At 45.2% G+C, this 24,195-nt stretch carries 22 protein-coding genes; 15 read left to right on the top strand and 7 right to left on the bottom strand.

Translation table 11 applies throughout. The features are described from left to right. Positions 1-27 precede the first annotated feature (27 nt). The 7 genes from J7623_RS30195 to J7623_RS30165 all read left to right on the top strand — a co-directional run bounded on the left by J7623_RS30195 (position 28) and on the right by J7623_RS30165 (position 9,113). A complete protein-coding gene (locus tag J7623_RS30195; protein ID WP_291928610.1) occupies positions 28-1,851 on the top strand; it encodes a RagB/SusD family nutrient uptake outer membrane protein in 1,824 nt (607 codons plus the stop codon). Between the two features lie 30 nt (positions 1,852-1,881). Next, the gene (locus J7623_RS30190) at positions 1,882-3,180 is read left to right on the top strand and encodes an IPT/TIG domain-containing protein (RefSeq protein ID WP_291928607.1); all 1,299 of its coding nucleotides are present in this window, start codon (positions 1,882-1,884) and stop codon (positions 3,178-3,180) included. Between the two features lie 72 nt (positions 3,181-3,252). Continuing rightward, positions 3,253-4,599: a right-handed parallel beta-helix repeat-containing protein gene (locus J7623_RS30185; RefSeq protein ID WP_291928603.1), complete on the top strand. Its 1,347-nt coding sequence runs from the start codon at positions 3,253-3,255 to the stop codon at positions 4,597-4,599. A gap of 510 nt (positions 4,600-5,109) precedes the next feature. Next, entirely contained in the window at positions 5,110-6,489 is a 1,380-nt protein-coding gene (tig, locus tag J7623_RS30180) for a trigger factor (protein ID WP_291928601.1), read from the top strand. After that, entirely contained in the window at positions 6,479-7,183 is a 705-nt protein-coding gene (clpP, locus tag J7623_RS30175) for an ATP-dependent Clp endopeptidase proteolytic subunit ClpP (protein ID WP_291928596.1), read from the top strand. The genes tig and clpP overlap by 11 nt, the downstream gene beginning before the upstream one ends. Before the next feature lie 342 nt (positions 7,184-7,525). After that, positions 7,526-8,770 carry an ATP-dependent Clp protease ATP-binding subunit ClpX gene (clpX, locus tag J7623_RS30170; RefSeq protein ID WP_291928592.1) on the top strand — a complete coding sequence of 415 codons (1,245 nt, stop codon included), beginning with the start codon at positions 7,526-7,528 and terminating at the stop codon, positions 8,768-8,770. Between the two features lie 55 nt (positions 8,771-8,825). Then, positions 8,826-9,113, top strand: a complete 288-nt coding sequence (locus J7623_RS30165; RefSeq protein ID WP_291928589.1) for a hypothetical protein — start codon at positions 8,826-8,828, stop codon at positions 9,111-9,113. Positions 9,114-9,181: 68 nt separating this feature from the next. On the opposite strand, the gene J7623_RS30160 is transcribed toward J7623_RS30165, so the two are convergent. From J7623_RS30160 to J7623_RS30135, 6 genes are all read right to left on the bottom strand, one after another. Further along, on the bottom strand, positions 9,182-10,057 hold the full coding sequence (locus tag J7623_RS30160) for a cytochrome c (protein ID WP_291928586.1): 876 nt from the start codon (positions 10,055-10,057) through the stop codon (positions 9,182-9,184). 424 nt (positions 10,058-10,481) lie between these two features. Next, on the bottom strand, positions 10,482-11,621 hold the full coding sequence (locus J7623_RS30155; RefSeq protein WP_291928583.1) for an acyl-CoA dehydrogenase family protein: 1,140 nt from the start codon (positions 11,619-11,621) through the stop codon (positions 10,482-10,484). Between the two features lie 12 nt (positions 11,622-11,633). After that, positions 11,634-12,605 (bottom strand): helix-hairpin-helix domain-containing protein, encoded by a 972-nt coding sequence (locus J7623_RS30150; protein ID WP_291928581.1) that lies wholly within the window; start codon positions 12,603-12,605, stop codon positions 11,634-11,636. Positions 12,606-12,675: 70 nt separating this feature from the next. Then, the gene (locus tag J7623_RS30145) at positions 12,676-13,437 is read right to left on the bottom strand and encodes an MBL fold metallo-hydrolase (RefSeq protein ID WP_291928578.1); all 762 of its coding nucleotides are present in this window, start codon (positions 13,435-13,437) and stop codon (positions 12,676-12,678) included. A 24-nt stretch (positions 13,438-13,461) separates the two neighbouring features. Continuing rightward, complete coding sequence (locus J7623_RS30140; RefSeq protein ID WP_291928574.1) at positions 13,462-13,806, bottom strand: hypothetical protein; 345 nt, start codon at positions 13,804-13,806, stop codon at positions 13,462-13,464. 114 nt (positions 13,807-13,920) lie between these two features. Further along, on the bottom strand, positions 13,921-15,474 hold the full coding sequence (locus J7623_RS30135; RefSeq protein ID WP_291928570.1) for a response regulator: 1,554 nt from the start codon (positions 15,472-15,474) through the stop codon (positions 13,921-13,923). 345 nt (positions 15,475-15,819) lie between these two features. On the opposite strand from J7623_RS30135, the gene J7623_RS30130 reads away from it, so the two are divergent. The 8 genes from J7623_RS30130 (at position 15,820) to J7623_RS30095 (ending at position 23,847) form a co-directional block, all read left to right on the top strand. Next, a complete protein-coding gene (locus J7623_RS30130) occupies positions 15,820-17,064 on the top strand; it encodes an HD domain-containing protein (protein ID WP_291928567.1) in 1,245 nt (414 codons plus the stop codon). 66 nt (positions 17,065-17,130) lie between these two features. After that, a complete protein-coding gene (lpxD, locus tag J7623_RS30125; RefSeq protein WP_291928564.1) occupies positions 17,131-18,180 on the top strand; it encodes a UDP-3-O-(3-hydroxymyristoyl)glucosamine N-acyltransferase in 1,050 nt (349 codons plus the stop codon). Positions 18,181-18,222: 42 nt separating this feature from the next. Continuing rightward, a complete protein-coding gene (locus tag J7623_RS30120; RefSeq protein ID WP_291928561.1) occupies positions 18,223-19,638 on the top strand; it encodes a bifunctional UDP-3-O-[3-hydroxymyristoyl] N-acetylglucosamine deacetylase/3-hydroxyacyl-ACP dehydratase in 1,416 nt (471 codons plus the stop codon). A 5-nt stretch (positions 19,639-19,643) separates the two neighbouring features. Next, complete coding sequence (gene lpxA, locus J7623_RS30115) at positions 19,644-20,447, top strand: acyl-ACP--UDP-N-acetylglucosamine O-acyltransferase (protein WP_291928558.1); 804 nt, start codon at positions 19,644-19,646, stop codon at positions 20,445-20,447. Continuing rightward, the gene (locus J7623_RS30110) at positions 20,431-21,057 is read left to right on the top strand and encodes an ATP-binding cassette domain-containing protein (RefSeq protein WP_291928555.1); all 627 of its coding nucleotides are present in this window, start codon (positions 20,431-20,433) and stop codon (positions 21,055-21,057) included. The genes lpxA and J7623_RS30110 overlap by 17 nt, the downstream gene beginning before the upstream one ends. Before the next feature lie 156 nt (positions 21,058-21,213). Next, positions 21,214-22,488: an MFS transporter gene (locus J7623_RS30105; protein ID WP_291928553.1), complete on the top strand. Its 1,275-nt coding sequence runs from the start codon at positions 21,214-21,216 to the stop codon at positions 22,486-22,488. A gap of 82 nt (positions 22,489-22,570) precedes the next feature. Continuing rightward, a complete protein-coding gene (locus J7623_RS30100) occupies positions 22,571-23,410 on the top strand; it encodes an MBL fold metallo-hydrolase (RefSeq protein WP_291928550.1) in 840 nt (279 codons plus the stop codon). Positions 23,411-23,466: 56 nt separating this feature from the next. Further along, positions 23,467-23,847 (top strand): co-chaperone GroES family protein, encoded by a 381-nt coding sequence (locus J7623_RS30095; protein WP_291928548.1) that lies wholly within the window; start codon positions 23,467-23,469, stop codon positions 23,845-23,847. 133 nt (positions 23,848-23,980) lie between these two features. Here J7623_RS30095 and J7623_RS30090 read toward each other — a convergent pair whose 3' ends face one another. Further along, positions 23,981-24,187, bottom strand: coding sequence for a helix-turn-helix transcriptional regulator (locus J7623_RS30090; protein WP_291928543.1), 207 nt, complete (start codon positions 24,185-24,187; stop codon positions 23,981-23,983). Positions 24,188-24,195: the final 8 nt, after the last annotated feature.

Here is a 24,195-nt window from a genome sequence, read left to right as displayed (position 1 = left end):
CGGCTTTGCGTCTAAAACAGCAGTATCATGAAGAAAAATATTTGCAAGCTATTATTGATATTACCACTTTTCAGCGCGTTTCTTTCCTGCCATTACCTGGACAAGCAGCCGGATAGTCTTTTATCAGAAGACCTGGTATGGAAAACCAGGAAGCAGGCGGAATCCTATCTCTATGGCATATATGGCAACATTATATTCGGAGAAAACGATGGCGCCTGGCAACTGGGTACCACTGAAGAAAGCTACATCACCATACCCGGAACCGCCGCACGTAAAATAAATGATGGCAACTGGAGCCCTTCTACCACTGCGTGGGATATCTGGGGAACCTGTTACACCAACATCCGCTCTACCTTTGTATTTGAAAACAATATCGATAAAGTTCCATCACAGGAACTCAGCGATGACCTGAAAAGACAATACAAAGCGGAAGTAAAATTCCTTCGTGGATACTACTACTGGAACCTGTTGAAACGCTACGGTCCTTTTATTAAACTGGATGGGACCTTGGGCCTGAATGAGGATTTTAACAAATATTCCCGCGCCCCGTTTGATACCTGTCTCAACTATGTGAATCAACTCATGGATGATGCGGCAGCAGTTCTACCGCTTACCTGGTCTTCTTCCTGGTATGGTAAGCCTACCAAAGGTGCCTGTTTATCTATTAAAGCAGAAGCAGCATTATTGGCAGCGAGCCCATTATGGAATGGTAACCCGGACTTTGCCGGTTTCAAAAACAAAGACGGCAGACAACTGGCCCCTACAGACGTTCAGGCATCCAAATGGGCTACTGCTGCTGCTGCTGCCAAAGCAGTTATTGATCTCGGTGTTTATAAATTGTATACCAATGAAGATGACGGCGAACAATTTGATCCCTTTAAATCTTACACCGGCACTTTCCTGACACCATGGAATAATGAAATTATTTTCTCCTGCGCCAACTGGAATACCAACTACTGGGATCACGACTGCACCGCATTACCAGGCGGATTCCAATTATTTGCCGCCACACAAAATGCAGTGGATGCCTACTATACAAAGGATGGTAAATGGATTACCGACCCTACCTCCAACTACCAGGAAACCGGCTTTGCCAACGCTCCCGGTGAAAAAAGCTGGGGCCATGCAACCGGCGACTGGAACATGTATGCCAATCGCGAACCTCGCTTTTATGCCAGCATCTGCTACAACAAAAGGCCGGTAATTGCCGCGCCTACCGCAGATGACCGCAATCGCTACTCTTCTGACGGTAACAAAAACGGGCAGGGAAGAATTGAGTTCTACTACCGCGGTGCTTCAGGACGCAGAGTACTGGGATATGCTTTTCCCGGCTATCTCATCGCCAAAGGCGTGAGCCCTGCGGGCAACTCCTATGCATGGAGTAGCCCCTACCGGCCTTTCATCATCACACGCTATGCAGGCATTTTGCTTGACTACGTGGAAGCCCTGAATGAATCCAATAAGGATGCTGCCGACATCGTGATCTACCTGAACATGATCCGTGCACGTTCCGGCGTACCTCCTATAGAACAGGTGTACCCAGCAGCAATAGGTAACCAGGCCGAAATGCGCAAACATATACTCCGGGAACGCATGATTGAAATGGCCTTCGAACGTGGAGACAACTGGTGGACCCGCGCCCGCCGGAAAGACATGAACAATGATAATTTTAAGAAAGTATACGGAATGAACTTCGAGGCGGATGATAATGATCAGGGCTTTGGATATACCGGCTTTTATCAACGTACGCTGTTACAAACACGCTACTTCGATAAAAAGATGTACCTCTTCCCTATTTCACAATCCGAAATTGTACGTGATACCCTGCTGGTGCAAAATCCAGGCTGGTAATAGTATTATTCATTCCTAAAAGAAATTCATATGAACGCTATCATAAAATATCGTTTGTGGCTGTTACTCGCATTACCATTCCTTTTTGCCAGCTGCAAAAAAGATAAAGTACAGGGACACAATAACGGCAGCCCTATTATCATCGAAAAATTTTCGCCAATGAAAGGTGGTACAGGTGCTGAAATACTGGTATATGGAGATAACTTCAATAACGACACCACCGGTGTAACCGTATTGGTGAACGGAGTTAGAGCCGTGGTAACCGGCACAGTAGCCAACCGGCTGATATTCCTGGTGCCGGAAGGCGCCGGCTCCGGTAAAATTACTATTAGCGTTAACGGTACTTCTGCTACCAGCACGCAGGACTTCAACTACCTTCCGGCGCAATATGTAAGCACCATGACCGGCTCTGGAATTGCCGGTTACAAAGACGGCGACAGTGCAACAGCCAGGTTCAACTTCCAGTATGGACAGGGAATGACGCATGATGCCGCCGGTAACCTGTATATCACAGATGGAGGCAATAACAATATCCGCAAAATAACTCCCGATGGCAAAGTGACTACTGTAGCAGGTAGTAACACTAGCGGCGGCTATTGGAACGGACCTGTAGCGGAAGCCACGTTTAATCACCCTTATGGTATTGAGATCGATAAAGACAACAACATCTACGTTGCCGATACCTGGAATGGCGCATTACGCAAAATTTCTGCAGATGGTATGGTGTCTCTCGTTGCCTGGGTAGGCGATATCACCGATGTGGCGATTGATAAACGCAATGGAAAAGTTTATGTCGCACAATTTGGTCCTGGCAAAATCCTGGAAGTGGATCCTATAAATGGTAACCTCACCGAAGTAGCCAGCGGTTTCCAGAACCTCAGCGCTATTGAAATAGACAGCAAAGGGAATTTTTATGGGGTAGATAACAGCCGTTCCTTTATTGGCCGGGTAGACGCAGCCTCCAAACAAATGACCGTTATTGCCGGTGCCATGTGGCAAACAGGTTTGGTAGATGGACAAGGTACCGCCGCCAAATTTGATCACCCATGGGGTATTGCAATTGATAAAAACGATAACCTCTATATCGGCGGTAATGGCGGCGCTTCCTATGGTGGTGGCGACAATAACACCAATCAATGTATTCGTTTCATTGAAGCTAACACCTGGAATGTGACCACCTATGCTGGCAGCTCCTCAAAAGGATATGCAGATGGTCTCGCCAGTTTGTCGCTCTTTAATGTACCAGTTGGACTGACCGTAGACGACAAAGGTGTTGTTTACGTGATGGACGCCATGAACTACCGGATCCGGAAAATAATTTCCCGCTGATCCTGACAAACCTGGCAGGTGGAAGTGCCTGTCAGGTTTGTATTTATAGATAATTACGAACGGACTCATACCATGCAACTATTTAAATCTTTCTGGACGGCCCTGTTACTGGCCGCTCCTGCGCTTGCCTACAGCGAACCACCAGCTACTTACTACGTAGCCAACAATGGAAATGATCAAAACACCGGCAGCAAACAATCTCCCCTTCAAACAATTAGTCATGCTTTAAGTAAGGCTATGCCGGGGGATATAGTACTGGTACGCGGCGGCAACTATGCAGAGAAAGTGGTGTTTCCCCGCTCCGGCAGCCAGGGGAAATACATTACGCTCAAAGCCTATGCAGGAGAAAAACCGGTGATCAATGGCAGCACCCTCACCGTTAATGGCTTTGAAGGACTGGTCACCATCAACAATGTAAGCTGGATAATTATGGATGGTTTTGAAGTAAGTAATTTCAAAAGTAATTCCACCAGTGGCTTCCCGGATGGGATTGTGGTAAAAGGTGCCGGCACCCAAATCATCGTGAAGAACAATGAAATACATGATATTGCGCATGAAGTAGCGCCGGAAAAAGGTCGCAGCGCCCACGCCATTTCCGTGCTGGGCAACAGCCCTGCTCCCATTACACAGCTGACCATTACCGGCAATACCATACACGATTGCAAAACCGGCTACAGTGAAAACCTGACTATTAACGGTTACGTAGATACGTTTTTCGTTACCCACAATAAAATCTACAATTGCGAAAACATTGGCATTGATGCTGCCGGTGGCTATTGGGCCAACCCGGATTCAACCGTGAACTTTGCCCGTAACGGGGTAATCAGCGATAACGTGTTGTATAATGTAGATGCGTCTATCGGACCTATTCGTCCTTCCGGTGATATGCACGGTGCCATTGGTATTTATGTAGATGGGGCAAGAAGTATTACAATTGAAAGAAACAAGATCTACGACAGTGATCGCGGGATCAGCCTGGCCAGCGAAAACCAGCAATTTCCCAGTATGAATTGCATTGTGCGGGATAACCTGGTATACCATTGCTGGCTGGCCGGGATAGATATGGGCGGCTATGTAGGGTACAACAACGGCCGGGCCGAAGGCAATACGATTGTGAATAACACCCTGCGGTACAACAACCGGACAAAGGGCCATAACGGCGAAACGGAAGGCGAAATCCGGCTCACCGAAAACTGTATCCGGAACACAATCCGGGGTAATCGAATTTACGCCCGGGACAGCATCGATGTGTTTATTCACAAATACAGCAGCAGTGGTCATGATAACATCATCGACGACAACCGGTATTTTATTCCCGGGTCCGGGCAATGGATCTGGAACGGGCGCCTATATACGAAACTGGCGGATTGGCAAGCTGCCTGCGGGTGTGATGTCAAGGCAACGCATCGCCGGAAGTAAATGCTGAAAATAATGTCTGGGCAGGCCTCTTTTAAGGAAGGGGCCTGCCTTTTTTGTAAAACCCCGGAGCCGGATGCCTTTGGTCCAGAATTCCCCAAAAACAGAATAAATTTAGCTATCTTCGCGCGATCATAAAGTTGACCGATATTTACAACTAACTGGAAACTAGTTGTTTATGTTTAAAAAAGGTTAGATTAGGAAATAGGTACGAAAACGCACGGATGAGGAAAAAGCCGGTAAACAGGCTGGCGATTGGATCTGTTGCTTCACAGCATGCGTTCCTTCCCGCCGTACATATAATGTTGTGTGGCAATGCGTCAATATGGCAAGGTGATAATACTATGCTCTCCCTCACTTTCATTATCACTGTAGTCCTGTTCAGACACAGTTTCACCTGATTTTATTCAAAAAAGAGTTCTCTGCCATTCCTACTGCCCTTGTGACTTCATGACAGAAAAATAAACAAGGAATCATTATTGCTCTTAAAGAACACTTTTATACAATTCAATTATGGCAACCGTTACGAGAGAAAACATTGGTTTATTGAACGATAAGATCACTGTGAAAGTGAGCCAGGAAGACTACCTTCCTAATTTTGACAAAGCAGTAAAGCAATTCAGCAAGAATGCAAACATACCAGGCTTCCGTAAAGGAATGGTCCCTGCCGGTATGGTAAAGAAAATGCACGGTCAGGCTATCTTTGGTGACGAAATCCTGAAAACTGTTGAAAGAGAGTTGATGGGTTATGTACAGACAGAGAAGCTGGAAATCTTTGGCCAGCCATTATCTCTGGAAAAACAGGCAAAAGACCTGGATTTCAACAAGCCTGCTGATTACGCCTTCGAATTTGAAGTAGGTCTGAAACCAACTTTCGCGATTACTCCACTGGAAAACAACAAAACCACCCTTACCAAATATAAAGTAGTTGTTACCGACGAAATGGTAAACGACGAAGTACAGCGTTTACAGTTGAAAGGTGGTAAAACAACCGAACCAGAAACAATTACTTCTGAAGATAACGTGATTAACGTTAAATTCGAAGAGTCAGATGCAAAAGGCAACGTAGTAGAAGGCGGTATTGTAAAAGAAAATGCATTACTGGTTAAATACTTCTCACCTGCTATCCAGGCAGAACTGCAGGGTAAAAAGAATGACGACAGCATCGTATTCCAATTAGCTACTTCTTTTGATGAGCAACGTTTGGGCTGGATCCTGAAAGATCTGGGCTTTGAAGCAACTGATAAAGAAGCGGCACAGAAATATTTCAAACTGACCATCACTAAAGTAGGTCTGATTGAAAAAAGAGAACTGAATGAAGAGTTCTTCAAAGAAGTTTATCCGGGAGAAGAAATCACTACAGAAGAAGCTTTCCGTGCTAAACTGAAAGAAGAAATCGGTAAATACTGGGATTCTGAAAGCCGTAACCACCTTCACAACGACCTGTTTGAAGTACTGGTACACGAAACGCCAATGGATTTACCAAAGGATTTCCTCAAACGCTGGCTGCAGGTAGGTGGTGAAAAACCTAAATCTGCAGAAGAAGCGGAAAAAGAATTCCCTGGTTTCGACCACCAATTACGTTGGACACTGATCAGCGATAAACTGGTTAAAGAAAATAAACTGGAAGTTTCTTTCGAAGAACTGAAAGAAAATGCCAAACAAAAAGTATTAGGCTACTATGGCGGCGCCGCTGCAGATGGAGCAGAATGGTTAGACAGCTACCTGGATCGCCTGTTACAGGATGAGAAATTTGTAGACCAGACTTACCGTGAAATGATCACTGCCAAGTTATTTGACTGGGCTGAAGCAAAGGTGAACGTGAAAGAAGAGGAAATCAAAGCAGAAGATTTTGTTAATTTACCTCATAAACATCACCATCATGAACATTAATAATGAATTTAGAAAATATGCCATCCAGCATCGGGGAATCAGCAGCCTGGTAGTAGATAGTTACGCTAAAAGCCACAACCAGTTCAACAGCCTGACTCCTTACATCCTTGAAGAGCGTCAGTTGAATATGCAACAGATGGACGTTTTCTCCAGGTTGATGGCTGATCGTATTATTTTCCTCGGAGATCCGGTTAACGACTACGTAGCAAACGTAATTACTGCGCAGTTACTGTTCCTGGAGTCTTCCGATCGTACCCGTGATATCCAGATGTACATCAACAGCCCTGGTGGTAGTGTGTATGCTGGTTTAGGTATCTACGATACCATGCAGGTAGTTTCTCCTGAAATCGCTACTATCTGTACCGGTATGGCAGCCTCTTTCGGCGCTGTATTGCTGGTAGCCGGCGCTAAAGGAAAACGTACTGCGCTGAAGCATGCCCGTGTAATGATTCACCAGCCTCATGGCGGTGCAGAAGGCCAAACTTCAGATATCGAAATCACTGCCCGTGAGTTCGTGAAACTGAAAAAGGAACTGAACGAAATCATTGCCAGCCACTGCGGACAGCCAGTGAAAAAAGTGGAAAAAGATTCCGACCGTGACTACTGGATGACTGCGGATGAAGCGAAAGAATACGGCATCATCGATGACGTACTCCAGAAGAATCCAAAGAAAAATCTGGATACACCACAGTAGAGCCATAAAGCTTAAAGCATAAAGCTCAAAGCTATTGTAGCGAATGATATAGCGGTTTTTTAGTACATGTCGCTACTATCATTCGCTACAATAGCTTTGAGCTTTTAAAATTTTAAGTTTTTATAAAACCGGCGTCCAATATCATTTTTGCTGACAGTTAACCGCTGAAAAGGGAAATGATATAACATTTTTTCTATACCTGTTGTTACGAAACCCTTTGCCTTTAGGCTTATGCTAACTTTGGGCTTCCGGCTTTATGCTTTACGCTATTTAATGTAAATTTGTAACCCTGCATTATCACGGCAGGCCAGATAGTTTCGTAGAAAAATAATCTATTCCGAAATGAAAGAATCAAAAATTCGTTGTTCCTTTTGCAGCCGCTCTAAAGAAGAAGTGCAGATATTGATAGCTGGCGCGGAAGGACACATTTGTGAAAACTGTGTAGCCAATGCGCAGGAAATAATTGACCAGGAACTGTTTCCTCCTGGCAAGAAAGCTCCTTCGGCAGCGGCGCCGCACTTCGCGCCAAAAGTGTCTAAACCAATGGACATGAAAAAATTCCTGGACGAATACGTTATCGGACAGGATGATGCCAAGAAAATACTGGCCGTAGCGGTATACAACCACTATAAAAGGCTCAATCAGCAGATAGGTGAAGATGAAGTGGAAATTGAAAAATCCAATATCATCATGGTGGGAGAAACCGGTACCGGTAAAACCCTCCTCGCTAAATCCATCGCCAAACAATTAAACGTACCCTTTGCTATTGTAGATGCCACCGTATTTACAGAAGCCGGTTATGTTGGTGAAGACGTGGAAAGTATCCTCAGCCGCCTGTTACAGGTATGTAACTACGACGTGGAAGCAGCTGAACGCGGCATCGTTTACATCGATGAGATCGATAAAATTGCCCGTAAAAGCGATAACCCTTCCATTACCCGTGACGTAAGCGGCGAAGGTGTGCAACAAGGCCTCCTGAAATTACTGGAAGGTACAGAAGTACTGGTACCTCCACAGGGTGGTCGTAAGCACCCCGAACAGAAACTGATCAAACTGAACACACAAAATATTCTTTTCATCTGCGGCGGCGCATTTGATGGTGTGGAAAAGATTATCAGCAGAAGAATTCAAACACATTCTATCGGCTTTACCGTTAACAAGGAAAGAGAAGAAGAGAACAGAAAACAGATCCTGCGTTACATCAACTCCCAGGACCTGAAATCTTTCGGACTCATTCCTGAATTACTGGGCCGCTTGCCAGTAGTGACCTATCTGAATTCACTCGATAGAGACACCCTGAAAGCCATCTTAACGGAGCCGAAAAATGCACTGGTGAAGCAGTACAAAAAACTGTTCAAGGTGGAAAATATCGATTTGCAGGTAGAAGAAGAAGCAATTGACTACATCGTAGATAAGGCCATGGAATACAAGCTGGGTGCGCGCGGATTACGCTCCATCTGCGAAGTAGTACTGAGCGATGCGATGTATGAGTTGCCTTCTGCCAATGAAACTACGTTCCATCTGACCAGGGAATATGCACAGTCTAAGCTGGAGCAGTCTACCCTTGTGAAACTGAAAGTAGCATAACCATGGCCGGAATACCGGTATGGCTACACTATCTCTAATCATAAAACCTCTATTTATGCAGGAACTCATTCAGCAATTGCAGGAAAAAGCCGGGTTGACCGCCGAACAGGCAGCACAATCCATTGATGTGATCAAAGAATATGTGAAAGGCAAATTACCTCCTTTTATTGCAGGTACAGTGGATAACTGGTTTGCAGGAATGTCAGAGAAAGCCGGAGAAAAAAAGGCCGGTCTGATGGATCAGGCAGGTGATTTCCTGGATAATGTAAAAGATAAGGCAGAAGATTGGGCAGAAGAAGCAAAGGAAAAAGTATCCGACTTCTTCAACAAAGATAAAAAGTAATCCTTCCCATAACAGGGAAAGAGGGCTTTTCTGATGGTTAATACCACCGGGAAAGCCCTTTTCTGTTTCTACAGTGTTTTCAGGTAAAGATATAAAGCGATCAATTCCTCGTCTGTATACCGGGCGGTCATCGTCCAGGGCATATCTTTCGCCTGCAACTGCTTTCCTTCCGGCGTATTCCCGGTGCGCAACGCGGTAATAAATTCGTCTTTCGACCATTTGCCCACATGACCTGTACTGGTAATATTGGCCACCGGAGGGCCACCCGGAACGGGATTGTCGCCGCCCGTTAACCCTGGCTTGTGGCAACCGGTGCAGGATGCTGATAAATACCTGCCATAATCTGCCGTAGGCGCCTTTACTACCATAGCCGGCTGCTGCTGGGCATGATCAATTAATTCGGCCGGAAACAGGTCTATTTTGCCCAATACTGCCAAAACTTTACCTACCGGCCCCATCTTCGTAGGGATGTTAGGTGTATCTACTTCCGGCTGCGCTTTACAAAACGCGATTATAGCCGCTATATCGCGGTCATCCATCCGGGCGAACTCTTGTGAGGGCATCAGCAATAAAGTCTTGTTTTCGGCATTTAAACCGTGCCGCAGGGCCCTTAACCAGGCTTTGTTGTCAAAATCTGCAGAAAGACCTCCTTTGCCATAGGTAAGATTGGTTCCGGCAATACGTCCCAGACCCGGATCGTCAACGATCAGCCGTCCACGCAAATCCGCACCATGGCACTCCCCGCAACCCCTGATTTCATAAAGATGCTTCCCGGCAGCAATAGTGGCCGAATCTCCGGGTATTGGAATGTCCCTTACCGTTACTGCGTAAGACTTATCCAGATGTCGATGAAAAAGAAAGGAAAACACCCCGTAGGTGATTGCACAGATTAACACCAGGCCAAGTAATACCCTGCAGGCCCATTTAAGTACTTTGGAGAACATAACAATTGGAATAATGTAAGGGGCAAAAGTAATAGGGATAAATATTACAGGCTTCAGCAGAACTACTGAATTATAGAAGAATCATAACGTGGGGATTACAGGTCTATATCTTTTACTTTACGAAGCGTCTTCACATGGGATAAACCAGCCAGACCCGGTATAGAAAAGCACCCGTATTACAGGGTGCTTCTCATTGCGTAAAAGTGTTTCAAATCTTTCCTGATTTTGTGTGTTAAGGTTGATAAACGGTAAAGAGTGATGAATTAACCCAAATTTAACGTTCCTTTTGCAATATTCAATAACACTAAAGGGGTAATATTAAATTATTTTGAAAAAATGATGAACGGCTCATCATCTATCTTTTATTAAATTAAAAAAATACCGCTACTTCAAATTAATCAGAATCAATAGCAAAATCGTTATTCTATCTGAGTGCTTCGCGGGCAATCACGATCTTCTGAATTTCTGAAGTTCCCTCTCCTATGGTGCATAATTTTGCATCACGATAAAATTTTTCCACGGGAAAATCCTTCGTATAGCCGTATCCACCGAATATCTGCACGGCATCATTGGCTACTTTCACTGCTACTTCAGAAGCATAGTATTTGGCCATGGCAGCCTGTTGTGTCATTTTTACCCTACGGTTTTTCATATCGGCCGCCTGCATTGTTAATAGTTCAGCTGCCTGTATTTCCGTTGCCATATCCGCCAGCTTAAAAGAAATACCCTGGAAGCTAGCAATAGGCTTATCGAACTGATGCCGCTCTTTAGAGTATTTCAAAGCCGCATCCATAGCACCTTTAGCAATGCCCAACGATAACGCCGCAATAGAAATACGACCACCATCCAATACTTTCATAGATTGGATAAAGCCATCTCCTTCCGCTCCCAGCATATTTTCTGCCGGAACGCGACAATTATCAAATATCATTTCTGCTGTTTCAGAAGCACGCATGCCCAGCTTATTTTCTTTCTTACCGCCGCTGAAACCGGGCGTTCCTTTTTCTACAATGAACGCGCTCATACCGTGACTATCACGCACATCACCGGTACGGGCTATTACCACAGCCACGTCGCAGCTTTTACCATGTGTGATCCAACACTTGGTACCGTTGATAATCCAGTCATTGCCATCTTTCTTTGCCACACATTTCATATTCATCGCATCAGAGCCTGTATTGGGTTCTGTTAACCCCCAGGCGCCAATCCACTCTGCACTGGCCAGCTTAGGCAGGTAACGCTGTTTCTGCGCTTCATTGCCAAATTGGAGGATATGACCGGTACATAAAGAATTATGCGCCGCCACACTTAATCCAATAGCCCCACAGATACGGGATATTTCACTCACCACTGTTACATACTCCAGGTATCCCAACCCACTGCCACCGTACTCCTGCGGTACCAGCACGCCCATGAGCCCCAGTTCCCCCAGTTTTTTAAATACATGCAGTGGAAATTCCTGGTGTTCATCCCATTCCAACACGTGCGGCTGAATATTTGTTTTTCCGAAATCCCGGATCATTTGTGCAATCTGTTGTTGCATTTCCGTTGGCTCAAAATTCATAAACGTGTGGCTTTAAGGTGTGATTTCAATGTAATGTTCAATTTTACGATAAATAATTTCATCCACCAACGGCAGCGCGCGGAGCTCACTTATCGCCTTAAAACCCGCGTGGGCACTGCGATACTGTACTATTAACCGCGCTAATCTGTAGCGTATATATGGGTGAGCCGCCAAAGATTTTTCATCTGTGAGGTTGAGGTCTAGTTTTATTAGAGAACTATTACCGATCTGTAAAAAAGGTTGAATTTTTTGAAATACTGTATCTGCCAATCCATAGCATTCGGCCACCTGGGCTACCTCATAGAAGCCTCCGAGGCGGTCGCGGAAGGCTACTATCCGGCGCGCAAACCCCGGTCCTATCCCCGGCAATGTTTGCCAGGCGAGTGTATCTGCAGTGTTAATATCAATAACAGCAGGAGTGCCTTTCTTACGATAACGGGTAAACGAAGCCGCATCGTTGCCGTGCCATCTAGCTGAATCTCTTTTCCCGGGAAAGGAAGATGCCCCCTGGAAGGCCCCGTAGCGCGGATAGCTGCCCTTGCTTTCCCGTCTTTCCCAAACCCTTTCCTCCTTCTTCTCCACTATCCGCACATACGGTATTAACTGCGCACACAAATCAGGAGGCAAACTGTAAATCCGCGTCAGGTCTGTGGCTTTACGGAAATGGCCACCATGAGAAAGATATTTCGTAATCGTGAGCGCCGTGCGCTCCGGCACGCCCAACTGCTGCCATCCCGCCTCCGGCAACGTATTGGGATCAAAGTAGAAAAGTGTTTGCGCAGTAGCGGCTGGCTTGTTAGCAGCTTCGAAGGCCAGAACAGCCGCCTTTAAGTCGTTACTATCGGCTACGGGTATACGCCGTTGAAAATAAAAAAGCAGGTCAGGGGTATAACACGTTAACATCATCCCTGCTACCAGGCTAAAGATGCCGTACCGCTCCCGGCGCGAAAAACGCAGGTATCCGCGGACAAAAGATTTCCACATGGGCTAACAGTCATTTGTAGCGAAGCTACATTTTGCGTATGGCGTTTTTGTTAATAGAAATAGAACGGAATTAAATTTCCAGGGAGAGGCCATCATAGGCCAGGGCCATACCTGCAGGCAACTCTTTAGATACTTCTTCGTGTAGCCCTAACTGGTGACTGATATGCGTAAAATACACTTTCGGTACTTCCAGCTCTTTGCCTAATGCAATGGCTTCTTCCAGTGTAAAATGTGAGATATGTTTTTCTTTGCGCAGGGCGTTCAACACCAATATTTTTGAGCCCCTGATTTTTTCCTTTTCTTCGGGTGCAATGTAATTGGCATCTGTGATATAAGTGAAATCGTGAATCCGGAAACCTATCACCGGCATTTTATGATGCATCACCTGTACAGGCGTAATCTTGAGTCCATTGATCTCAAAAGGTTCGCTGCCAATGGTACGCAGGTTTATTTCCGGGATACCGGGATATTTAAAATCCGCAAATGCATAGGCAAACTCCCGTTTGATCACGCTTTGCGAAAATTCAGTGGCGTATATATTAATAGCCGTTTGCTGAAAGTAGTTAAAGGCGCGGATATCATCCATGCCGGCAATATGATCTTTATGGGAATGTGTAATGAGTACCGCTTCCAGGTGTCCTACTTTTTCGCGGAGCATCTGGTAACGGAAATCGGGCGTAGTATCCACAACAATATTGCCTGCAGGCGCAGTAACCAGGATACTGCTTCTTAAACGCTTATCTTTTTTATCCGGCGAGGCGCACACTTCACAACCACAAGCTATAACTGGAACTCCCTGCGACGTACCTGTACCTAAGAATGTAACTTTCATCCCAAAATCGTTTGACTGTTTAACCTATTCTGCTGTTTGTCCGGCTTCCGGCGACTCCGGAGATTCCGGTGTATCCGGCTCATCTGTCTCTGCTTCCGGGATCGGCTTGCTGGACTGGATTTGCTTGTACAGCTTGTGTGACTCTGCCGTCAGGATCTCTTCATCGAGAGGCAATGTGGATAAAATATCAATGAGGGTATTGATACGGCCTTCCAGGTTTAGAAATTTATTGATCACTACCACCTTCTTATGTTCCAGGATGCAGTAACCGGAAAGGAAACTACCTTTTTCAAAGCGCAGCACATATTTTGCTTCCTCAAAAATCTTTTCCAGCTTGGTCAGGTTGTTTGGAGTAATCTTTATGTTCATGCAGCAAAAATAAGCTTTTAGCCATTAGTTTTTAGCTTTTAGCAAATGCAGCGAAGATCAACATAACATGTGGTCCGCTGCATTTGCTAAAAGCTAAAAACTAATGGCTAAAAGCTATTTCGTCACCATCCTCGCGAACGGCACAATCATTTCTTCCAGAGAAATGCCGCCATGCTGGAAGGTATTACGGTAGTAGTTTACAAAGTAATTATAGTTGTTTGGATAACAGAGGTACCCATCTCCCTTGGCAAAAATATAGGAAGAATTAACGTTAGGCTTAGGTAAGCCGGCATCCCGGGGATCTCTAAAGGCCAATACTTCTTTCGCTTCATAGTTCAGGTTACGGCCATGTTTATAGCGAAGATTGGTGGTGGTTTGTTTATCCCCGATCACTTTCACCGGCGTTTTCACTCTTACGCTGCCGTGGTCGGTAGCAATAATCAGGTTTATTTTTTTATCGCTGATACGCTTCAGCGCCTGATGCAACGGGCTATGTTCAAACCAGCTGGCGGTAATAGAGCGATAAGAAGCCTCATCCCCGGCCAGTTCTTTTAATACTTCCATTTCTGTGCGGGCATGACTGAGCATGTCCACAAAGTTGTACACAATTACGCTCAGGGGATAATCCAGCATATTGTGGATATTGTTGAGCATCGTTTGTGCATCCGCGTGATTGGTCACCTTGGTATACGAAAACCGGGGATCCATTTTCAATTGCTTCAACTGCGCGGCAAAGAAATGTTCTTCATACATATTTTTTCCGCCTTCTTCGTCGTCGTTTTTCCATTCCTGGGGGAATCGGTGTTCAATATCTATCGGCAGCAGGCCGGCAAAGATGGCGTTGCGGCTGTATTGGGTGCTGGTAGGCAAAATGCTGTAAAAAGATTCCTCCTCTACCAGGCGGAACGATTCCTGGAAAATAGGTAGAATCGCCTTCCACTGGTCGTAGCGCAGGTTATCTATGAGCAAAAATACATTAGGAACATTGGGATCCAGGTTAGGCACCACTTTATCGCGGAACAGTGTGTGCGACATCACCGGGGCCTCTTTTGCTTTGGGATGGAGCCAGTCGCTGTAATTACGACTGATGAATTTGGAAAATTCGTTGTTGGCTTCCGTTTTCTGGGCGTTGAATACTTCCAGCATTTCCGGGCTGTTGGCTTTGGTCATCTCCATTTCCCAGTATACCAGTTTCTTGTAGATGTCCATCCATTCGTTGTAATCGGGGTTAGAGCTGAGGGCCATGAAAAGGCTGCGGAACTCCTGCTGGTAGGCATTGGTGGTTTTTTCGGCCACCAGTCTTTTGTTATCAATTATTTTTTTGAGAGATAATAATACCTGGTTGGGATTTACCGGTTTGATGAGATAATCCGTGATCTGGGAGCCAATGGCGTCGTCCATTACGTCTTCCGCCTCATTTTTGGTGATCATCACTACAGGGATTTGCTGATCTATTTCCTTGATTTTCCCAAGGGTTTCAAGGCCGGTAATGCCGGGCATAGACTCATCGAGCAACACCACGTCAACGACCTGGTCTTTCAAAAATTCAACGGCATCGTATCCATTGGTAAGGGCGGATACTTTGTAGCCTTTGCTTTCCAAAAAAATGATTTGTGATTTAAGCGACTCAATTTCATCGTCTACCCATAGTATATTTATCTGGCTCATAGTAAGATTTAAGGTTCCATAAAAAAGAAATTTACCCCTATTTTTTGGCAAAAATCGTTCCCTGCCAATCATTTGCCGGTAATTATATGTTAAAAACGGTTGATCACGGTAAAATGATAGCAGTAAAAAGCGAACGGGCTGATAAAGTTATTTACCTTCGCATCCATAACATTTAATTACCTGTAACCTACCAATTGTTTTTTACTGTCATAGGGGTTTCGTGGACGGAGAGCGTCATTATAAGTAAAAAATTTACATATAATTAATTCATGGTGTAGTTTTGCATACCCGCACCAGGGATTTCAGGCATGGATACCCCTTGTTTGAAAGGTATAATTAAATGCAATGACCGAACGCAAGCGAAAAATTGTTAATGATCCGGTGTATGGCTTTATTACCATAGATCACCCGTTGATTTTTAACCTCATTTCACATCCATATTACCAGCGGCTTCGCCGCATACATCAGATGGCGCTGGCGCAGCTGGTGTATCCTGGTGCTATGCATACGCGATTTCATCATAGCCTGGGTGCTTATCATCTGATGTGTATGGCCTTGCAGGAACTCCGGAGCAAGGGAGCGGATATTACCCCGGAAGAAGAGGTAGCCGCTAAAATGGCCATTTTATTGCATGACATTGGACATGGGCCTTACTCCCATGCCCTGGAGAATGGCATTATTGAAGGAGTATCTCATGAAGAGATTTCCCAGTGGCTGATGGAAGACCTGAACAGGCAGATGGACGGCGCCCTGACACTCACACTGGATATTTTTAATGGACGATATCATAAAAAATTCCTGCACCAGCTGGTGTCCAGTCAACTGGATGTAGACCGGATGGATTACCTGAACAGGGACAGTTTCTTCACCGGTGTGGCCGAAGGTACTATCGGGTACGACCGCATTATTAAAATGCTGACGGTTCACAATGGAGAGCTGATGGTGGAAGAAAAGGGCATTTATTCTATTGAGAAGTTTATCATAGCGCGGCGGCTGATGTACTGGCAGGTATACCTGCATAAAACGGTGCTAAGCGCAGAAAACATGCTGGTAAAGATCCTGAGCAGGGCAAAAGCGCTGGCACAGGAAGGAAAGCAGCTGTTTTGTTCGCCGGCATTGTCTTATTTCCTGTATAACACAGTGACCAAAGATAATTTTGAGCGGGAGCCGGATTGTTTGCGGCTGTTTTGCCTGCTGGACGACTATGATATTATGGGCGCGATAAAAGTTTGGGCTACACATGAGGACAAAGTATTGTCCCTTTTGTGTAAATGGCTGATAAACAGGAATTTACTAAAAGTAGTATTAAGTAACCAGGCATTTGATGGTAGTGCGGAGCAATTATTGCAGGAACAGGTAAAACAAAAGTGGGGCATTGAAGGCGCTGACCTGGAGTACTTTGTTTTTTCCGGGGCAGCCACGCTGAGGGCTTATAACGTTAATGACGAGAAGATTAATATCCTATTTAAAGACGGAACTGTAAAAGACATTTCCTCCATCGACAATGCACTGATTAGCCATACTCTGGCGATACCGGTAAAAAAATTCTACATTTGTCATCCAAAAATTCAGGCTAACAACGTTTTATAAACATAAAATGTTAAAGAATAAGTTCATACTATCCGGTGTAGCCTGGAAAACATACAATTTTAAACTATGCAGTTTAGCGCATTACAATTAGCTACCATGTTAGATGGTAAGCTGGAGGGAAATCCGGACGTAAAGGTGAGCAACATCGCCAAAATTGAAGAAGCCGGCGAGGGCATGCTCAGTTTCATTGCCAATCCTAAATATGAAGAATTCATATATACTACCAACGCGTCCATTCTGATTGTGAATGAGAGCCTGGTAATAGAGCGTCCGATTAAATCGACGCTGATCCGGGTAAAAGATGCCTACAGCAGCTTTGCCCTGTTATTGGAGCAGTACAGGTACCTGACCGGTAACAAGTCTGGTATTCAACAGCCCTCTCATGTGCCTGCTTCTGTGAAAATGGGAGAAAACGTGTTTGTGGGCGCTTTCGCTTACCTGGGCGAAAACGTGGTGCTGGGTAACAACGTAAAGATTTACCCTGGCGTATACCTGGGCGATAATGTGATCGTTAACAACGATTCCATCCTGTATCCCGGCGTAAAAGTATATGACAACTGTATTGTAGGCAGCCGCGTAATGCTGCACGCCGGTTGCGTAATTGGCGGCGATGGCTTCGGCTTTGCCCCTCAGCCGGACAGTTCTTACAAGAAGGTACCCCAGATTGGTAACGTAGTGATCCATGATGACGTGGAAATAGGCGCCAACACGACTATCGACAGAGCTACCATGGGTAGTACCGTGATCCGTCAGGGTGTGAAACTGGATAACCTGATCCAGGTAGCCCACAACGTAGACATTGGCACCAACACTGTTATTGCGGCTCAAACCGGTGTATCCGGTAGTACCAAAATAGGTCAGAACTGTGTAATAGGCGGACAGGTAGGTATGGTAGGCCATATCCACATTGCAGATGGCACCAAAATCAATGCACAGAGTGGTTTGTCGAAGTCTATTACCGTCCCTAACTCTTCTCTCACAGGCTCTCCGGCGTATGACTATAAAAGTTCGCTGAAAAGTCAGGCAATTTTTAGAAATTTGCCGGACCTCGAAAAGCGCGTGAAAGAGCTGGAAGAGATGGTAAAACAACTGCTGCAGGAAAGAGCAGGTGTATAAAACTAATTACTGGTCAAATAGTTACATATTAGTTAGCTTATTATGGAAAATCAACAGTTGCAATACCAACATACCCTGAAAGGTGAAATTACCCTGTCAGGTATTGGCTTGCATACAGGCGCCTATGTTAATATGACACTCAAGCCGGCAACACCCGGCCATGGAATCAAATTTCAACGTGTAGACCTGCCCGGACAACCTATCGTTAAAGCTGATGTGGATTACGTAGTAGAAACAACCCGTAGCACCACCCTCGAGCACAATGGCGCCAGGGTAAGCACCATAGAACATATCATGGCGGCGCTGGCAGGAACAGGTGTGGATAACGTACTGATAGAGCTGGATGGAGGCGAAATACCTATTATGGATGGTAGCGCCTACGCATTCATTGAAGCCATTGAAAATATCGGCCTGCAAAACCAGGATGCCAAAAAAATATACTATACTATTGATACCAACATCAGTTACTATGATGAGAAGAAAAAGGTAGAAATGGTGGCAATGCCAGCAGTAGACTATCGCATTACCTGCCTGATCGACTTCAACTCCCCTGTACTGGGTACCCAACACGCTAAAATGAAGGGTATTGAAGAGTTCAAAACAGAGATTGCCCCATGCCGTACCTTCTGCTTCTTACATGAACTGGAATACCAGCTGTCGCTCAACCTGATCAAAGGCGGCGATATCAACAATGCCATCGTGGTAGTAGACAAGCCGGTAACAGAAGAAGAACTGGCCCGTTTAGCCAAAGTATTTAACCGGGAAACCATCTCTGTACAAAAAGAAGGTATCCTGAACAATATTGAATTACGCTTCCCGAACGAACCAGCGCGTCATAAGCTGCTGGACATAGTAGGTGACCTGGCACTGATTGGTTATCCGATTAATGCACACATCATTGCTAACCGTCCGGGACATGCTTCCAACGTGGAGTTTGCCCGTTTGATCAAGGCGTACATCAAAAAGAACAAGCACAATAAAGACGTGCCTGTTTACGATCCTAATCAGCCACCAGTGTTCGATACTCCACGTATCGAAAGAACACTGCCACATCGTTACCCGATGCTGCTGGTAGATAAAATCATCGAACTGGGTGAAGAGAAAGTAGTAGGTGTCAAGAACGTTACCTTCAACGAAGGCTTCTTCCAGGGCCACTTCCCGGGCAACCCGGTAATGCCGGGTGTACTGCAATTGGAAGCACTGGCACAGGTAGGTGGTATCCTGGCGCTGAACCGTGTACCGGATCCGGAAAACTACGATACTTATTTCCTGAAAATAGATAACTGTAAATTTAAGTCGAAGGTGGTGCCAGGCGACACAATGATCCTGAAAATGGAGTTGCTCAGCCCAATCCGGAGAGGTCTTGTAGAAATGCGGGGGACAGTATTTATCGGTAATAAGGTAGCTACTGAGGCCGACATGATCGCACAAATTATAAAAACAAGAGAAGGCAAATAATAGCAATGATCCACCCGCTAACATACATACATCCGGACGCCAAAGTTGCGCCTAATGTAAAAATTGATCCATTTACCGTAATACATAAAAATGTAGAAATCGGTGATGGTACCTGGATAGGTTCCAACGTAACTATTATGGAAGGAGCCCGCATCGGCAGAAATTGCCGTATTTTTCCAGGCGCTGTTATTTCTGCCATCCCTCAGGATTTAAAATATGCGGGTGAAGAAACAACCGTGGAAATAGGTGATAACACCACTATCCGTGAATACGTAACTATTAACCGTGGTACCAAAGACAAATGGAAAACCGTGATCGGCAATAACTGCCTGATCATGGCGTACAGCCACATTGCACACGATTGCGAGGTAGGTAACTATTGCGTATTTTCCAATAACACTACCCTGGCCGGACACATCACGGTAGGCAATCACGTAGTACTGGCCGGAATGGTAGCCATCCAGCAGTTTTGTAAAGTAGGTGATCACGCCTTTGTAACCGGTGGTTCCATGGTGCGTAAAGATGTACCTCCTTTTGTAAAAGCTGCCCGCGAACCTTTATCATATGTAGGCGTGAACTCCGTTGGACTAAAGAGAAGAGGATTTTCCCTTGAAAAAATCAACTCTATCCTGGATATCTACCGTGTCATCTTTGTAAAAGGCTATAAATTATCCAAAGCGGTTAACATCATTGAAGCAGAATTCCCTGCCACCGATGAAAGAGATGAAATCCTGTCGTTCATCCGTGAATCAGGTCGTGGTATTATGAGAGGCTATACTTCCCGCACCAACAATGATGATATCTCTTAACCAGGCAGGTAAGCGTTTTAACTACGACTGGATCTTCCGGCGTGTAACCCTCACCTTTAGTGAAGGACAACGTTATGCCATCCTGGGGCCCAATGGTTCAGGAAAGTCAACCTTATTACAAGTAATCAGCGGTGCCATTCAACATAATGAAGGCACCGTTACTTATAGCACACCGGAAAAACCCATCGCTCCTGATGCGTTTTTCCGGTATTGCACCATCGCTGCTCCCTACCTGGAGCTGATCGAAGAATTTACCCTCACAGAAATTATTCAGTTTCATCAGCAGTTTAAAAATTTCCTTCCCGGTATCACACCGGCGAAAGCCATGCAGATGGTTGGGCTGGAAAAAGCTGCCAACAAGCAAATACGCAACTTCTCCTCTGGTATGAAGCAACGTATTAAGCTGGCGCTGGCCATCCTTTCTGATGTACCGGTATTACTGCTCGATGAACCCTGCACCAACCTCGATGCCGCCGGCGTTGCGGTATATCAGCAACTCATCACCGAATACGGTGGCAACCGCCTGATCATTGTTAGCTCCAATGATGAACAGGAGTATTTTATGTGCAAAGAGCATATTCACATCCAGGATTATAAGCATAAAGCATAAAGCAGAATGCAAAAAGCCATTGACGCGCGTAACCAGAGCAGAAACTATTTTTGCCTGGATCTTTCGTATTCATCATTCGCTTTAATAGCTTTTTGCTTTCCGCTTTATGCTTTCTGCTCTATGACAATTATCTTCGTACAAAGCTAAATACGCTATATGAAGACTGCCAGTAAAAAAGTGATCAATGGCTGGGCTATGTACGACTGGGCTAACTCCGTGTACAACCTCGTGATCACCACTACTTTTTTCCCTATCTATTTTTTAGCGGTGACCAAAGAACACGTTTCATTCCTTGGAATGAATTTCGTTAATTCCGCTTTGTACAATTACACCATGGCAGCTGCTTATCTGCTGGTGGCCATTACTTCCCCTATCTTGTCTTCCATTGCAGATACCAGGGGAAATAAAAAGAACTTCCTGCGTTTCTTTACTATACTGGGAGCGCTGTCCTGTAGTTTGCTTTTTTGGTTCAACAGCAATAATCTGTTGTTGGGGGTAGTTTGTTTCATGCTCTCGACCGTAGGTTATTGTGGCGGATTGGTTTTTTACAATTCCTATCTCCCCGAAATTGCCGCCCCGGAAGACAGGGACAGGATTAGTGCGAGAGGCTTCAGCATGGGGTATATTGGCAGTGTGTTATTACAACTGATCGGCTTTGGCCTGGTAGTACTGGGGCCTAAGCTGGGCATGGATGAGAGCCTGCCGGTACGCTTAACCTTTTTGCTGGTGGGTGTATGGTGGTTCGGGTTTGCGTTGATCACCTTTTCACGTCTTCCTGAAAGCGTTGCTACTATGAGCAAACATAGCGCCGGCGCATTAACGGAAGGCTTCTCCGAATTACGTAAAGTATATGCACAGGTAAAACAGTTGCCGGTGTTGAAAAGATTCCTGCGTGGTTTCTTTTTCTACAGCATGGGCGTACAAACCGTAATGATGGCTGCTACTATCTTTGGCAGCAAGGTATTACACCTGGAAGCCTCTATGCTGATTGTAACAGTAGTGATTATCCAGATTGTGGCGATTGCAGGAGCCTGGAGTATGGCCCGCCTTTCTACCCGGTTTGGAAATCTACGTGTAATAATTGGCGTTATACTGCTTTGGATAGGCATCTGTGTAGCAGGTTATAAAATGCAGACAGCGATGCATTTCTATTTGCTGGCTACTGCTGTTGGATTGGTAATGGGTGGCATTCAATCACTCAGTCGCTCTACCTACGCCAAGCTGATGCCTGAAACACAGGATACTACTTCCTTCTTCAGTTATTATGATGTAACGGAAAAAATATCGATCGTGATTGGGATGTTTTCCTTTGCTTATATAGACGACCTCACAGAAGACATGCGTAACTCTGTACTGGCGTTGATAGTATTTTTCGCGATTGGATTAATATTTATTATATCCGCACTGCGCAAGCAACGGCAAACGGCATAGCCACGAAATAATGCAGTTATTTACTGATTGGGTGCGCAGAATTGGGTAACTTTCTGTCTTCAAATAAGTAAATAACTGCATTATGAAATTATATACCATTGACACAGGATTTTTTAAACTGGATGGCGGCGCTATGTTTGGGGTAGTACCTAAGAGCATCTGGAATAAATTAAACCCTGCGGATGAAAACAACCTGTGTACCTGGGCGCTGCGTTGCCTGCTGATAGAAGATGGCAACCGCCTGATCCTGGTAGATAACGGTCTTGGCGACAAACAGGATGCAAAATTTTTCAGTCATTACCAACCCCATGGCACTGCTACGCTGGACAGCTCTCTTGCTGCTCACGGCTTTCACCGGGATGATATCACCGATGTATTCCTGACGCACCTTCACTTTGATCATTGCGGTGGCAGCATCATACGGCAGGGCGATAAGCTGGTACCTGCTTTTAAAAATGCTACCTACTGGAGTAATGAAGATCATTGGAAATGGGCGACCCAGCCTAATGACCGGGAGAAAGCTTCCTTTCTTAAAGAAAATATCCTTCCTATCCAGGAAAGCGGACAACTGAAGTTTGTACAGCACCAGGAAGGGATTTCTTTTGCAGATAACATTTCTATCCGGTTTGCCAATGGCCATACGGATGCCATGATGTTACCACAGATCAGCTATAAAGGCAAAACCATTATTTACATGGCCGACCTGCTGCCGTCTATTGGTCATATTCCCATCCCTTATGTAATGGCGTATGATATGTTTCCGCTGAAAACACTGCAGGAAAAGAAAAGCTTTTTACAGGAAGCCGTGGACCAGCAATATGTCCTGTTTTTTGAGCATGACCCTGTCAATGAATGTTGCCTGTTACAGCAAACCGAAAAGGGCGTCCGGGCAGGTGAAATTTTTGCATTGCGTGATCTGTAATCCCCTGTCAGTCTGTCACTATTTTGCGTGCTGCATTATATTTGATAGCATAGGGTATGGCTATACACATAACAACAGATAATAAATTGAAAAAACTGATCGTTGTGGGCGACCGCGTGCTGATAAAACCTGCTACTCCCCACGAACGCACCAGCAGCGGATTATACCTGCCACCCGGTGTGCAGGAAAGGGAAAAAGTACAGCGCGGATACGTAATTAAAACAGGTCCGGGTTACGCTATTCCGGTACCGGCAGAATCGGAAGAATCCTGGAAGCCGGAGGAAGAGAAGGTAAAATATATCCCTCTACAGGTAAAAGAAGGCGATTTAGCCATCTTCTTACTCAGTGGGTCTACAGAGGTAGTATACGAAGAAGAAACGTATTATATAGTGCCGCAAGGAGCTATTTTGATGCTGGAGCGGGAAGAAGATCTGTAGAAGAGCAGAAGGCATAAAGCGAAAAGCAAAAAGCTATTGAAGCGAATGATATTAACGGGTATTACACTACTTACTCGCTAATATCATTCGCTTCAATAGCTTTTTGCTTTTCGCTTTATGCCTTCTGCTTTCTTTATGCTTCTTTATATTCGAGGATATCCGCCGGTTGACATTCCAGTACCCGGCATATTTCATCCAGCGTGGAAAAGCGTATTGCTTTAGCCTTGCCACTTTTCAGGATGCTGAGGTTTGCCATGGTGATGCCTACCTGTACACTCAACTCCGTCAATGACATTTTTCTTTTTGCCAGCATCACATCCAGATTTACGATTATTGCCATAGCTTCTT

Source organism: Chitinophaga sp., assembly GCF_017745275.1.
In the GTDB taxonomy this organism is placed as follows: Bacteria; Bacteroidota; Bacteroidia; order Chitinophagales; family Chitinophagaceae; genus Chitinophaga.
This window is presented reverse-complemented; position numbering and strand designations above follow the sequence as displayed.